General features: G+C 68.9%; 15 protein-coding genes. 8 read left to right on the forward strand and 7 right to left on the reverse strand.

Going from position 1 to position 12,983, the window contains the following annotated elements:
• The first annotated feature begins 1 nt into the window (after position 1).
• The 3 genes from AMYAL_RS0109045 to AMYAL_RS0109055 all read left to right on the forward strand — a co-directional run bounded on the left by AMYAL_RS0109045 (position 2) and on the right by AMYAL_RS0109055 (position 1,453).
• A complete protein-coding gene (locus AMYAL_RS0109045; RefSeq protein WP_020630985.1) occupies positions 2-589 on the forward strand; it encodes a hypothetical protein in 588 nt (195 codons plus the stop codon).
• Between the two features lie 135 nt (positions 590-724).
• Positions 725-1,078: a beta/gamma crystallin domain-containing protein gene (locus AMYAL_RS0109050; protein ID WP_020630986.1), complete on the forward strand. Its 354-nt coding sequence runs from the start codon at positions 725-727 to the stop codon at positions 1,076-1,078.
• Between the two features lie 21 nt (positions 1,079-1,099).
• Positions 1,100-1,453, forward strand: coding sequence for a beta/gamma crystallin domain-containing protein (locus AMYAL_RS0109055; RefSeq protein WP_020630987.1), 354 nt, complete (start codon positions 1,100-1,102; stop codon positions 1,451-1,453).
• 252 nt (positions 1,454-1,705) lie between these two features.
• Here AMYAL_RS0109055 and meaB read toward each other — a convergent pair whose 3' ends face one another.
• Entirely contained in the window at positions 1,706-2,674 is a 969-nt protein-coding gene (gene meaB / locus AMYAL_RS0109060; RefSeq protein WP_020630988.1) for a methylmalonyl Co-A mutase-associated GTPase MeaB, read from the reverse strand.
• A 5-nt stretch (positions 2,675-2,679) separates the two neighbouring features.
• Complete coding sequence (locus AMYAL_RS0109065) at positions 2,680-3,861, reverse strand: acetyl-CoA C-acetyltransferase (protein WP_020630989.1); 1,182 nt, start codon at positions 3,859-3,861, stop codon at positions 2,680-2,682.
• Positions 3,862-3,992: 131 nt separating this feature from the next.
• On the opposite strand from AMYAL_RS0109065, the gene mce reads away from it, so the two are divergent.
• Complete coding sequence (gene mce, locus AMYAL_RS0109070; protein ID WP_020630990.1) at positions 3,993-4,442, forward strand: methylmalonyl-CoA epimerase; 450 nt, start codon at positions 3,993-3,995, stop codon at positions 4,440-4,442.
• Here mce and AMYAL_RS0109075 read toward each other — a convergent pair.
• Together AMYAL_RS0109075 and AMYAL_RS0109080 are read right to left on the reverse strand one after the other, a co-directional pair.
• Entirely contained in the window at positions 4,436-4,999 is a 564-nt protein-coding gene (locus AMYAL_RS0109075; protein WP_020630991.1) for a TetR/AcrR family transcriptional regulator, read from the reverse strand. The two genes, mce and AMYAL_RS0109075, sit on opposite strands and share 7 nt — an antisense overlap.
• 16 nt (positions 5,000-5,015) lie before the next feature.
• A complete protein-coding gene (locus AMYAL_RS0109080) occupies positions 5,016-5,384 on the reverse strand; it encodes an SPW repeat protein (RefSeq protein WP_020630992.1) in 369 nt (122 codons plus the stop codon).
• Positions 5,385-5,589: 205 nt separating this feature from the next.
• Between AMYAL_RS0109080 and ccrA the strand changes: the two genes are divergently transcribed.
• The 4 genes from ccrA (at position 5,590) to AMYAL_RS0109100 (ending at position 9,841) form a co-directional block, all read left to right on the forward strand.
• Entirely contained in the window at positions 5,590-6,930 is a 1,341-nt protein-coding gene (ccrA, locus tag AMYAL_RS0109085; protein WP_020630993.1) for a crotonyl-CoA carboxylase/reductase, read from the forward strand.
• Between the two features lie 104 nt (positions 6,931-7,034).
• Positions 7,035-8,144 (forward strand): hypothetical protein, encoded by a 1,110-nt coding sequence (locus AMYAL_RS0109090; protein ID WP_020630994.1) that lies wholly within the window; start codon positions 7,035-7,037, stop codon positions 8,142-8,144.
• 105 nt (positions 8,145-8,249) lie between these two features.
• Positions 8,250-8,699, forward strand: a complete 450-nt coding sequence (locus AMYAL_RS0109095) for a universal stress protein (RefSeq protein ID WP_026466883.1) — start codon at positions 8,250-8,252, stop codon at positions 8,697-8,699.
• Positions 8,699-9,841, forward strand: a complete 1,143-nt coding sequence (locus tag AMYAL_RS0109100) for an adenylate/guanylate cyclase domain-containing protein (protein WP_020630996.1) — start codon at positions 8,699-8,701, stop codon at positions 9,839-9,841. Before AMYAL_RS0109095 ends, AMYAL_RS0109100 begins: the two co-directional genes overlap by 1 nt.
• A gap of 112 nt (positions 9,842-9,953) precedes the next feature.
• Here the strand turns inward: AMYAL_RS0109100 and AMYAL_RS0109105 are convergent, their stop codons facing one another.
• Genes AMYAL_RS0109105 through AMYAL_RS0109115 form a run of 3 tightly spaced genes read right to left on the reverse strand, consistent with a single transcriptional unit; the run spans position 9,954 to position 12,927 of the window.
• On the reverse strand, positions 9,954-11,186 hold the full coding sequence (locus tag AMYAL_RS0109105) for an aldehyde dehydrogenase family protein (protein ID WP_020630997.1): 1,233 nt from the start codon (positions 11,184-11,186) through the stop codon (positions 9,954-9,956).
• A gap of 51 nt (positions 11,187-11,237) precedes the next feature.
• Positions 11,238-11,951 carry a M50 family metallopeptidase gene (locus AMYAL_RS0109110; protein ID WP_020630998.1) on the reverse strand — a complete coding sequence of 238 codons (714 nt, stop codon included), beginning with the start codon at positions 11,949-11,951 and terminating at the stop codon, positions 11,238-11,240.
• Between the two features lie 43 nt (positions 11,952-11,994).
• A complete protein-coding gene (locus AMYAL_RS0109115; RefSeq protein WP_020630999.1) occupies positions 11,995-12,927 on the reverse strand; it encodes a DNA-3-methyladenine glycosylase family protein in 933 nt (310 codons plus the stop codon).
• Positions 12,928-12,983: the final 56 nt, after the last annotated feature.

A 12,983-nucleotide genomic window follows, 5' to 3' on the forward strand; every position in this document is an offset into this window, starting at 1 on the left:
CGTGGAGATCGCCGAACGGAACCAGTGGCAGCTGAACGCGCTGACCTTCCTCTACGCGTACACGCAGTACGTCCTGGTGCACGAGAGGGTCATGGCGGGGCTGCCGCCGGACAAACCGGCCGACCTCGACAAACCGCGTATGCTCCGGCTCGCCAAGGTCGTCGACGACATGATCCTCGACTTCCGCAGGGAGGACGGGCTGACCGACCTCGAACGGCGCCGGGTCATCCGGCTCGCCAGGGAGATCAAGTCGCACGTCCGGGAGAAGTGGCCGCCTCGCGAGCCGTCGCTGACCGAGTGGGTCGCCTCCGCCGCGGCGCACTTCTACTGCGAGGAGCACATCAACAACGGCTACGTCCGGATGGGCCGCGTCTTCGACCCCGACATGGCCGACAGGTTCCTGGAACGCGTCGAATTCTGCCGGGGGCAGACGGTCACGATCACGAAATACGCGAACAAGGTCGCCGACGGCGAACAACTCACCTACGGCGAGACCAACCAGCTCGAGGTCTGGAAAGAGGACGCGATCTCCCATCTGGACAACCTCGACAGCGACTTCGGCGACATCAAGATGTACGTCGAATTCTGACCGCTGCACGGACGGCCAGACTTGCCTGTCCCAACGCACCCTGGAAACCGCCGGGAAATTGACACCGCCACACCTGATCGAGATGCTCGAAAGCGCACGATGCACCTCCTTTTCCGTTTACTAAAGGAGAATTCCGTGATCTCGAGCAAGAAGACAGCCGGCCGCGTCATGGCCGTGGCGGCCGCGGCCGCCGCCACGTTCACCATGGTCGTCCCGACCGGGACGTCGTTCGCCATCGACCACATCCCTTGCCGCGCCGGGGAGAGCTTCCTGAAGATCTGGTCGCATCTCGGCGGCCGGGACAGCGTGGACTGCTACGCCAACCGCGGCAAGATCGGGTTCGGCGGCTGGTGGGTCGACAAGATCGAGACGGGCAACAACGACCTGATCTACAGCGACGCCAACGGCGATTCGGTGAGAGTCAACCGGTGGACGATCATCACGTACCCGAACCGCCCGCCGCGCGTGAACTACATCGAGATCCTCTGACCTCGCACTGAAGGAGAAACCGTGATCTCGACCAAGAAGACGGCGCGGCGCGTTCTGGCCGCGGCGGCCGCCGCTGCCGCCGCGTTCAGCCTGCTCGTGCCGACCGGCACGTCTTTCGCCATCGACCACATCCCTTGCCGGGACGGGGAGAACTTCCTCAAGATCTGGTCGCATCTCGGCGGTAGCAGCAGCGTGGACTGCTACGCCAACCGCGGCAGGATCAGCTTCGGCGACTGGTGGATCGACCGGATCTACACCGGCAACAACGACCTGATCTATTACGACAGCAATGGTTCCGACGTCAGAATCAACCGGTGGACCGACATCAGTTTCCCGAATCGCCCGCCGAAGGTCCGCGTCATCGAAATCCTCTGAGTAAAGCTCCTCGGGGAGGGGTTGTGAAAGCCACTTTCGTAACCTTCAGCGTTGCGAAAGTGGCTTTCACAACACGCTGGCACGTAACCACGCAACCCCACCCCTGCCGACGCCTCACCACCACCGCAGGTGTCGCGAAAGCCACTTTCGGGACATCACACGTCCCGAAAGTGGCTTTCGCGACACCCGAAGCCGACAAGACACCCGAGAAGCCGGGCACGACGTGTTCGCCCTGCCCCTCAATAGCCGTACTCACGAGTCGCGAAGGTCCCCGATCAATTCTTCGGCCGCCGCGAACGGGTCGAGCTTCCGCGCCACCACGCGTTCGGCCAGTTCGGTGAGCCGGTCGCCGGAGCGCAGGTCGACGATCTCCGCGCGCAACCGCTGCACGGCGATCGCCTCGACCTCGTCACGGGCCCGTGCCGCGCGGCGACGGGGCAGTTCGTCGCGCTGGACCAGCCACTCGTGGTGTTCACCCAGTGCGCGGACGACGTCCTCGACGCCCTCACCGCGCGAGGCCACCGTCCGCACGATCGGCTGGCGCCAGCTCGGACCGCGAATTTCCCTGCGTACCAAGGAGATCATCTGCTTGAGGTCGTGGACGGTCGCGTCCGCGCCCTCACGGTCGGCCTTGTTGACCACGAACACGTCCGCGATCTCCAGCACGCCTGCCTTGGCCGCCTGGATCCCGTCACCCATCCCCGGCGCGAGCAGGACCACCGTGGTGTCGGCCAGTTTCACGACGTCCACTTCGGACTGTCCGACGCCGACGGTCTCGATCAGCACGACGTCGAAACCGGCCGCGTCGAGTACACGGACGGCCTGCGGCGTCGCCCACGAAAGCCCGCCGAGATGCCCGCGGGTGGCCATCGAACGGATGAACACACCGGGATCGGTGGCGTGTTCGGTCATCCGGATCCGGTCGCCGAGCAGCGCCCCGCCGGAGAACGGCGACGACGGGTCGATCGCCAGCACACCGACCCGCAGCCCCTGCGCTCGCAGGGCTGTGAGCAGCGCGGACGTCGATGTCGACTTGCCGACACCGGGCGGACCGGTCAGCCCGACGACCCGCGCGTTGCCGGTATGCGGCGTCAGCTTCGCCGCGACCTCGGGCAACTGCGGATGAGCGTCCTCGACCAGCGACAGCAACCGGGCGATCGCGCGGGGAACGCCGTCCCGCGCGCGACCGACCAGTTCGTCGATGTCCAGCTGTACCGGCAAGGGCTTTACGGGACGCGGAGCAGCAGCGCGTCGCCCTGGCCGCCACCGCCGCAGAGAGCGGCCGCGCCGAGGCCGCCACCGCGACGGCGGAGTTCGTGGATCAGGTGCACGGCGAGCCGGGCGCCGGACGCGCCGATCGGGTGACCGAGCGCGATGGCGCCGCCGTCGACGTTGACCTTCTCCGGGTCGAGCCCGAGCTTGTCGGCCGAAACCAGGCCGACGGCGGCGAACGCCTCGTTGATCTCGACGAGGTCGAGCGCGTCCGCGGTCAGCTTCTCCTTGGCCAGCGCGGCCAGGATCGCGTTCGACGGCTGCTCGTGCAGGCTGGCGTCCGGGCCGGCGACCACGCCGTGCGCGCCGATCTCGGCGAGCGGTGTCAGGCCCAGCTCCTCGGCCTTGGCCTTGCTCGCGACGATGACCGCGGCCGCGCCGTCGGAGATCTGCGAGGCCGAACCGGCGGTGATGGTGCCGTCGGAGGCGAAGGCGGGACGCAGCTTCGCGAGACCTTCGGCGGTCGTGTCGGCGCGGACGCCTTCGTCCTGGGAGAAGACGACCGGGTCGCCCTTGCGCTGCGGGATCGACACCGGCGCGATCTCGGCGTCGAACCGGCCTGCCTCGATGGCGGCGGCGGCGCGCTGGTGCGAACGCGCGGAGAACTCGTCCTGCTGCTCACGGGTGAGGCCGTAGCGGCTGTTGTACTTCTCCGTCGAGGAGCCCATCGCGACCTGGTCGAAGGCGCAGAACAGACCGTCGTAGGCCATGTGGTCCACGAGCGTGGTGTCGCCGTATTTGAAGCCCGCGCGGGACTTCGGCAGCAGATGCGGCGACTGGGTCATCGACTCCTGGCCGCCCGCGACGATCAGGTCGAACTCGCCCGCGCGGATGAGCTGGTCGGCGAGCGCGATGGCGTCGAGACCGGAGAGGCAGACCTTGTTGATGGTCAGCGCCGGGACGCTCATCGGGATTCCGGCGGCGACCGCGGCCTGGCGGGCCGGGATCTGGCCCGCGCCGGCGGTGAGCACCTGGCCCATGATCGTGTACTGGACCGCGTCCGGGGAGACACCGGCCTGCTCCAGCGCCGCCTTGATGGCGATGCCGCCGAGTTGCGCGCCCGAGAAGTCCTTCAGGGAACCGAGCAATCGCCCGATCGGTGTACGGGCGGCACCCAGGATCACGGAACCGGACACGGCGTCCTCCAAGCATCGGCGCAAGGGCAAAGGGGGTCTCGGCGACCATACCCGGCTCACGGGCGTCTTGATGGAGCCAGTGTGAGGCGGCGCACGCCGGTCCGCCCGCCCGCGCACCTATCCTGCTGTGCATGAACCAGGCGCTGAAACCGTTCGTGACCGCCATCGACCACGTCGGCATCGCGGTGCCCGACCTCGACGCCGCGATCGCCTTCCACGCCGAGCATTTCGGCCTGGAGGTCGCGCACGAGGAGATCAACGAGGAGCAGGGGGTCCGCGAGGCGATGCTGCGCGCGCCGGGCACCGCCGGTACCGAGACCGCGATCCAGCTCCTCGCGCCGCTGCGCGACGATTCCGCGATCGGCAAGTTCCTCGCGAAGAGCGGTCCGGGGTTGCAGCAGCTGGCGTATCGGGTGTCCGATGTGGACGCTGCCGCGGCGGCCCTGCGCGCGCAGGGACTCCGGCTGCTCTACGACGAGGCGAAGCGGGGCACGTCCAACAGCCGGGTGAACTTCGTCCACCCCAAGGACGCCGGCGGTGTGCTGGTGGAACTGGTCGAGCCCGCGAAAGACGGTCACTGACCCCGCGTCAACGCTTCGGCGATGAAGGCGACCTCGCGATCGATCTCGGCGGGGTCGCCGTCTTCGTTGTGCCGCGCTGTCGCGTGCCGATGGCTGACGGCCCGCGCGAGCAGGCCCGACGCCGAATCGACGTCGGCGATCGCGAGTTTGCCGCCGGTCGCGGCGACGATCACCGCCTTCACCTGGCGGACGAGCTGCTGGAACCGTTCGGCCAGCGCGTCGCGGACCGCGCGGTGCGTGTCGGCCTCGCGCCACAGCAGGTGTGACAGCGCCAAGGACCGGTTGAACCGCCTGTCCAGTTCCACGACGAGGCCGCGCAGGCTGCCCGCGAGGTCGCCGGGGACCACCACGACCGCCGGTTCGATACGGGCGTCCGGAAGTTCGGCGACCAGCGCGGCCAGCAGATCCGACTTGCGCCGGAAGTAGTAGTGCACCAGGCCCTTGGGCACGCCCGCCTGTTCGGCGATCCGTGACGTGGGCGTGGCGTCGAAACCGGACTCGGCGAACAGCGCCTCCGCGGCCCGCAGGATGCGCTGTTTCGCCGAATCCTCTTTCACGCCTTCTCCTCTGGGGTCAGTGCTGTCCCGCCGTCTTGTGCGTGGCCTGCGCGATCGGCATCGCGGCCGCCCCGGCCACCACGGTCAGGACACCACCCACCCAGGCGGTCCAGGACGCGCCCATGAAGGTGGCGAAGCCCATCACCCATGGCGAAATGAACAGCAGCGCGCCCAGGACGATCTGGATGCCTTCGCCGTAGACCATGCCAGGCATCGCGAGCGACGCGAGGCCGTCGAGAGCGATCAGCGCGCCGAGGACGACGAGCGACCACATGGCGATGTTGTCCGTGGTCATCCAGAGGGGTGAAAGCGCGACGACGACACCGATGACCACCTCCGCCCAGTCATGGGGGCGGGTCCAGGGGCGCGTCGTGGGTTCGTTCATGCGTGCTCACCTCCGAAATTCGACTGAACCTGCAGGTCGGAGAGATCTCCACCACCCATGGTCCGCTTGGTTGGCCAGCCGGTCAAGACCGGTCGATAACGCTTCGGGATGTGGACGTGCTCCACGTCTCGTACAGTTGTGGTCTTGGTTACCCGTGAGTAATTTAAGGCGCCACAACGCCGTCACCCCTTTCGCGGAGGTTCCGATGTCGCAGCTCGGCGAGATCCAGCAGGCCATTCTGAACGATGACCTCGGCGCCGTGGCGTCGCTCGACGTGCCGGAGTCCTATCGCGGCGTCACCGTGCACAAGGACGAGGCCGACATGTTCCACGGCCTCGAAAGCCGGGACAAGGACCCGCGCAAGTCGCTGCACGTGGACGAGGTCCCGACCCCGGAACTCGGCCCCGGCGAGGCGCTGATCGCGGTCATGGCGAGCGCGATCAACTACAACACCGTTTGGACCTCGATCTTCGAGCCGGTCTCGACCTTCAAGTTCCTGGAGCGCTACGGGCGGCTTTCGCCGCTGGCCAAGCGCCACGACCTGCCGTACCACGTCGTCGGTTCGGACCTGTCCGGCGTCGTGCTGCGCACCGGTGTCGGCGTGCACAACTGGAAGGCGGGCGACGAGGTCGTCGCGCACTGCCTCAACGTCGAGCTCGAGGGCCCGGACGGGCACAACGACACGATGCTCGACACCGAGCAGCGGATCTGGGGCTTCGAAACGAACTTCGGCGGCCTCGCCGAAGTCGCGCTGGTGAAGGCGAACCAGCTGATGCCGAAGCCGGACCACCTCACCTGGGAAGAGGCCGCCTCCCCCGGTCTGGTGAATTCCACGGCCTATCGCCAGCTCGTGTCGCGCAACGGCGCGGACATGAAGCAGGGCGACGTCGTGCTGATCTGGGGTGCCTCGGGCGGCCTCGGCTCCTACGCGACGCAGTACGCACTCAACGGCGGCGCGATCCCGGTGTGCGTGGTCTCCAGCCCCGAAAAGGCCGAGATCTGCCGGAAACTGGGCGCGGAACTGATCATCGACCGCAATGCCGAGGGCTACCGGTTCTGGAAGGACGAGAACAACCAGGACCCGAAGGAGTGGCAGCGGTTCGGCAAGAAGATCCGCGAGCTGACCGGCGGCGAGGACCCGGACATCGTCTTCGAGCACCCTGGCCGCGAGACCTTCGGCGCGTCGGTCTACGCCGCGCGCAAGGGCGGGACGATCGTCACGTGCGCGTCGACGTCCGGGTTCATGCACCAGTACGACAACCGCTATCTGTGGATGAACCTGAAGCGGATCATCGGCAGCCACTTCGCGAACTACCGCGAATCGTGGGAAGCGAACCGGCTGATCGCCAAGGGCCTGATCCACCCGACGCTGTCGAAGACCTACACGCTGGAAGACACCGGCCAGGCCGCGCTGGACGTGCACCGCAACGCCCACCAGGGCAAGGTCGGCGTGCTCGCCCTTGCGCCGGAAGAAGGTCTGGGCGTCCGGAACCACGAGTTGCGCGAGAAGCACATCGACGGGATCAACGCTTTCCGGAACGTTTAGCGCGCCGGAACGCACTTTCGCCGCGCGTTGCGTGGGTGCTCACCCTTCCGTGACCGCTGCTCGACTACGGTAGAAGGATGAGCCTTGGCGAGGAACGGGAGCTAGTGCCGCTGGGAGCCGGCTTCGACGTGGCGAAGCGCGGTTACAGCCGTGCGCAGGTCGACGAGCATCTCGAACGGCTTGACGCCGATCTGAAGATGCTCACCGCCGATCGCGATGCCGCCATCGGGCAGTCGGGCGACCTGGCACGGCAGCTGGAGATCGCGCGCGGCGAGATCGCGGATCTGCGCGGGCAGGTCGACAGGCTCGCGCAGCCGCCGACGAGCGTCGAGGGCCTGTCCGAGCGGCTGCAGCGCATGCTGCGGCTCGCGCAGGACGAGTCAGCCGACACCAAGGCGCGCGCGGAAGCCGAAGCCGGGCACATCCGCGCCAAGGCGGAGACCGACGCGAGCGCCATGCGGGCCCGCTACGAGCAGCTGCTCAACGAGCTCGACCTCCGCCGCAAGGAGATGGAGGCCGAGCACCGCGGTGTGCTCGAGACGGCCCGCGCCGAGGCGAAGGACATCACCGACAAGGCGAAGGCCGAGCGCGACAAGCTCGACGCCGAGTCGCAGCAGCGCCGCACGCAGGTCGAAGAGGACTTCGAGATCGCGATGGCGTCTCGGCGCACCGAGGCCATGCACGCGCTGGCCGAGCAGGAGGCCGCGAGCAAGGCCGAGGCAGCCCGCCGCGTCCGCGAGGCCACCGAGGACGCCGCCACCATCCGCGCGAAGGTGCTCGAAGAGGAGACAACGGCCAAGGCCGACATCGAGCGCCGCCAGCGGGAGTCGGTCGCCGACGCCAACAAGCGCAAGCAGGACTCGATCACCGAGGCCAACGCCCGGCTCGCCGAGGCGGCCGACGAGGCACGCCGCCGCGTCCGGCAGGCCACCGAAGAGTCCAACCGGCGGATCACCCAGGCCACCGAACGGGTGGAAGCGCTCCGCAAGGTGCGCTCCAGCCTCGCCGAGCAGGTCCGCACCGCGCGGACCGCGCTCGCCGAGGCGACACACGTGCTCGGCGACGAACCGCACGTCCCGGCGGACCTGAAGGCGAAGCCGTCGCCCGACTCGGAAGCCACCGTGCAGCTCCGCACGGCCGATGTGCCGAAGGCCACATCCGGCGCGAAGCCTTCACCGCGACCTGCGGCAGCGCAGAAACCGACTGGCGAGTAACCTTCTCACCCGACCGAGCTCACGACGGCCTGCGAGGCCGTCGTCGAGCGGTTATCGTCGCTGCTCGCGCGCAGGCGCGGGCTGTCAGATCGGTGGAGGTTGCGGATGGCTGCATATCGGACCGTGGTCGTGGGCACGGACGGCTCGGATTCTTCGTTCGCCGCGGTCGACCGGGCGGCGGGTGTCGCCGGGGACTCCGGAGCGACCCTGGTCATCGTGTGCGCCTACTACCCCGCCAACAAGGGCGACGTGGAGAAGGCGCAGGACGTCCTCGGTGACGAGGCGTACCAGGTGGTGGGCTCGGCACCGGCCGAGGACACCCTCCTGTCCGCCCGCGACAGGGCGGCGAAGGCCGGCGCGAAGAACATCGAGACCGCCGCGGTCGTCGGCGACCCTGTCGATGCGCTGCGCAAGGTCGTCGCCGACCGTTCCGCGGACCTGCTGGTGGTCGGCAACCGCGGGCTGAACACGCTCGCGGGCCGCATCCTGGGCTCCGTACCGTCCGAGGTCGCGCGAAAGTCCGGGGTGGACGTGCTCATCGTCCACACCACCTGATGCCCGAACCCGGCGAGATCTCGTCCGACGCGCTGCAACAGCGTCTCGAACGGATCCTGCTCGGCGGAAAGCGCAAGTACACCCGGCTCGAAGTCGCCGAGAAGGCAGGCGTTTCCGAGGAACGCTCTCGGCGGCTTTGGCGTGCGCTGGGCTTCGCGACCGTCGAGGACGACGAGGTCGTCTTCACCGACGCCGACGTGGAGGCGATCCGCACGGCGGACCAGCTGATGAGCTCGGGGCTGGTCGACCCGAGCATCGAGCTGGCGGTGACGCGCGCGCTGGGCCAGCACCTTTCGCGGCTCGCGGAATGGCAAGTCCACATGCTGTGGACGATGATCACCGAGAACAAGGAGATCGGCAGCAGCGAACGCCAGATCGGGCGGCTCGTCGACAGGCTGCTTCCCGAACTGCAGAAGGTGCAGGACTTCGTCTGGCGCCGCCACCTCGCCGCCTACGCCGGCCGCGCGCTGGCCCTGCCCGACGAAGACCTCGAAGCGAGGACAGAGGTGGTCGGGTTCGTCGACATGGTCGGCTACACCCGGCTGACCAGGCAGGTCGGCGAGGACGAGCTGACCGACATCCTCGACCGGTTCGAATCCGTCGCCAGCGAGGTGGTCGCCGATCACCACGGGCGGATCGTGAAGATGATCGGCGACGAGGTCCTGTTCGTCGCCGACTCCGCCGTCGACGGCGCCGAGATCGCCCTCGCCCTGTCCGAACGCGCCGACGCCGACGAGACCCTGCCCGCCGTGCGCGCCGGCCTCGCTTCGGGCCGGATCCTCAGCCGGTTCGGCGACGTCTACGGCTCGGTCGTGAACCTCGCCGCCCGCCTCACCTCGACCGCGCGGCCGGGCACCATCCTGGTGGACAAGGAACTCGCCACCGAACTCCTGGGGCTCCCGCAGTACGAGGTCCGCACGCGGCGGCCGGTTTCGGTGCGGGGCTACAACCGGCTTCGGCCTTCTTCCCTGCGTCGAGCGCGGGAGCGGCCTTCGGGCATGTTCGCGTCTTCGCAGCAGCTTGCCTCGGAGATGCTGGGGCTGGGTGACTCAACTCCTGCTCCTGACCCTGTCGTGGACGAGGTCGAGGACGCCACCGCGGCCTCCTTGCCGCCCCGGCCCAAGCGACGTCGACGCCGCTGACTCCCTGCCAGCCTTCGTGTCCCGAGCGCCACGCTTGAGACGTTGAGTGTCCCGAGCGTGGCGCTCGGGACACTCAAGTGAGGAGCCGCGGAGCCGCCGGAGTGAAGCGAGTTCAGGCGGGGAGAACGGCGTATTGCCGCACGTAGAGGTCGGTGTAGGTGACCGGACCGCGCGGGCCAGGGACCTTGTCCAGGTTGATGCCGGTCTCGGGGACGGCGAGGAGTTTGAAGCCGTCGAGCAGCCGGGTGGGCGCGTTCCAGAACACGCCGGTGCCGGTGTACGCGTCGAAGAACGCGTCGGCGGCCTCGCTGCTTTCAGTGGCGATGCCAGCGGCCAGGCCCGAGGTGCGCTCGTTGGCGATCTCGGCCGCTTCGGGCAGGCCCGAGACCTTCGCGACGGTGACGGTCGCTTCGCGGTCGGAGTCGAGCGCCCATTCGTAGCCGATGGCGTGCTCGTGCGGGGCGAGCGACGGCGTCACGCCGCGTTCGGCCAGCGCGCCCGAGATACCGGGCCAGACGCGGTCGTGGGCGTCTTCGTGGATCAGCAGCAGGTTCAGCCGGTTGCAGACGCCCAGCCTGTCGAGGCTGTTGAAGACCAGGTCACTCACCTTGTCGGTGTCGGCGGCCTCGTCGACGTACAGGACGCCACCGCCGTCGGCGTGGGCGAGCGTGCGGACGCCGTGGACGGCCGCCTCGGTGGCCAGCGCACGGGTGCTGTCACCGCTGCCGCGCAGGATGACCAGCGGCACGAGCGCGGGGAACCGGACCAGCGCGGAAGCCGCTTCGCGCTCGGCGCGCGGCACCAGCTGGATGACGTCCGCGTCGATACCCGCTTCGGCGAGCGCGGGGGCGATCACGGTCTCGCGCAGGCGCTGGGCCGAACCGAGCGCGGCGGAACCCGTGCGGAGCACGCCACCGTTGCGTGACTTCACCAGCTGCGAGGCGACGTCGACCGTGACGTTCGGGCGCGCCTCGTAGTTCGCGCCGATCACGCCGACCGGGCGGCGGCGTTCCACCAGCCGCAGTCCACCGTCCAAAGTGGACACGTCGACGGACCGCTCCTGGTGCGGCGCACCGGCCAGGAGACGGAGCTGCTCGGCCATGCCTGTCAGCCGCTCGGGGGTGATGGTGAGCCTGTCGAGCAGGCCCGCGCTCATGCCGTCCTCGCGCGCCTTGGCGATGTCGGCCTGGTTCGCCTCGAGCACGACGTCGGCGTGCTCGACCAGCTTGTCCGCCATGGCGTTCAGCGCGGCGTCGATCGCCTCCGCGGAGGCGGCGGCCAGCGACGGCGCGGCCCGTTTCGCCGACCGAGCGCATTCCTCGACGGCCTTGGCGACCTCGTCCATCTCCGACTCCTTCCGCGCGGAACGAGCCATCAGTCTGCCGTACCGCCCCGGTCAGGCGACGGTCGGCTCCAGCAGCCACAACCCGCCTGCGAAGAGACAGCTCACCGTCAGCACGGCCATCACCAGCACCCACAGCACCGCGGGCACCGCGGTGAGCCTGCCGAGCTGATCGGCGTCCGAATCCCTCGCCGCTCCCCGGCGCCGCTTGATCTGCAGCTCGACCACCGGCCGGACGCCGCCGAACAGCAGGAACCAGGTCAGCAGGTAGACGAAGATCGCCTGGAACCACGACGGCGCCACCAGCGCGACCAGTCCGAGCACCACCGAGCTGGCGACCACGGCGAACACGCCGTAGGTGTTGCGCACCATCACCAGCACGCCCAGCAGCATCAGCGCCATCACGATCAGCACGACGGTGATCAGATCCGACGAGAGCAGTCCGGCGAACACCAGTCCGAGCACCGCGGCCGCCGGGTACCCGGCCAGCGCGGTGAACGCCATCCCCGGTCCCTCCGGCTTGCCGCGGGAGACGGTGACCCCGGAGGTGTCCGAGTGCAGCTTGATGCCCTGCAGCCGACGGCCGACCAGCACCGCCGCGAGCGCGTGGCCCGCCTCGTGGACGAGCGTGATCAGGTTGCGGGCGATCCGCCATGGCCTGCCCGACAGCACCACGAGCAGTGCGAGACCACCGGTGACCAGAGTGATCGTGCCGGGCGGGGTGGACTGGGCGATGTCGGAAACCGTTTCGGCGGGAGACGAGCTCACCCCACCAGCTCACCACAGACCGGATATGTCCCGTGTCAGGCGGTCATCGAACCTCCGTTCCCGCGCGTGCGAAACTCCGGTCGTTCCGCAGGGCGAAGGCCACCCAGCTCCGGAACGGCCGCCACACAGCGGACAGCTCCTCCAGTTCCTCCGGTGGCGCCTCCGGCAGGTCGTACGCGGCCCGCATGGCTTCCTGCAGCCGAGGCTCGCCCGTGGGGAAGACGTCCGGATGCCCGGCGCCCCGGATCAGGATCAGCTGCGCCGAGAACGGGCCGATCCCCGGCAATCGCTGCAGCCAGCGCAACGCGTCCGGGACCGGCATCGCGCGCAGGTACGCGGCGTCGAGCAGACCGTCCTTGGCGGCGTTGGCCACCGCGCGCAACCGCTCGGCCTTCACCTCCGGCAGTCCGCGCCCGGCTTCCGGCCCGGCCAGGACGTCGGGCGCCGGGAACGACATGAGGACCTTCCCGCCGACGTCCACCGGCCTGCCGAACTCCTCGGCGAGCCGTCGTTTCACCGTGGCGGCCTGCGACATCTGCGTCCGGTGACTCAGGATCGCCCAGCAGGCCGCTTCGTACGGGGAGTGGAACAGGACGGGCCGCAGCCCTGGGAACGTCTGCTGCAGGCGGCGGACCACCGGATCCGCGGTGCCGATCTTGGCGAAGCCGACGCCGTCGACGTCCACGGAGAGGATCCGCCGCACTTGGGCGCCGACCTCGACGGCGAGCCCTTCTTCGGCGAAGACCTCCACCTCGATCGAGCCCGGCGATCTCTGTCTGACGGCCGCACCGACGTGCTCCCAACCCGCTTCGGCGGGGAAGGCGAAGCGCAGGGTGCCGGGTTCGGCGGCGGCGTCCGTGCGGCACGCGGGCGGGAAATCGGTCAGGAAGCGGATGGACTTGTCGAGATCGAACGGGCCGCGCACCGGGATGCGAAGCGTGGTCGAGGCGGTGTGCTGCAGGATCGAGCCGGTCATTTCGGGCTCCTTTGGCTGGGAACGGCGACTCACGGGAGATTAGAGACGGCCACCGA

This window comes from Amycolatopsis alba DSM 44262, assembly GCF_000384215.1.
Lineage (GTDB): Bacteria > Actinomycetota > Actinomycetes > Mycobacteriales > Pseudonocardiaceae > Amycolatopsis > Amycolatopsis alba.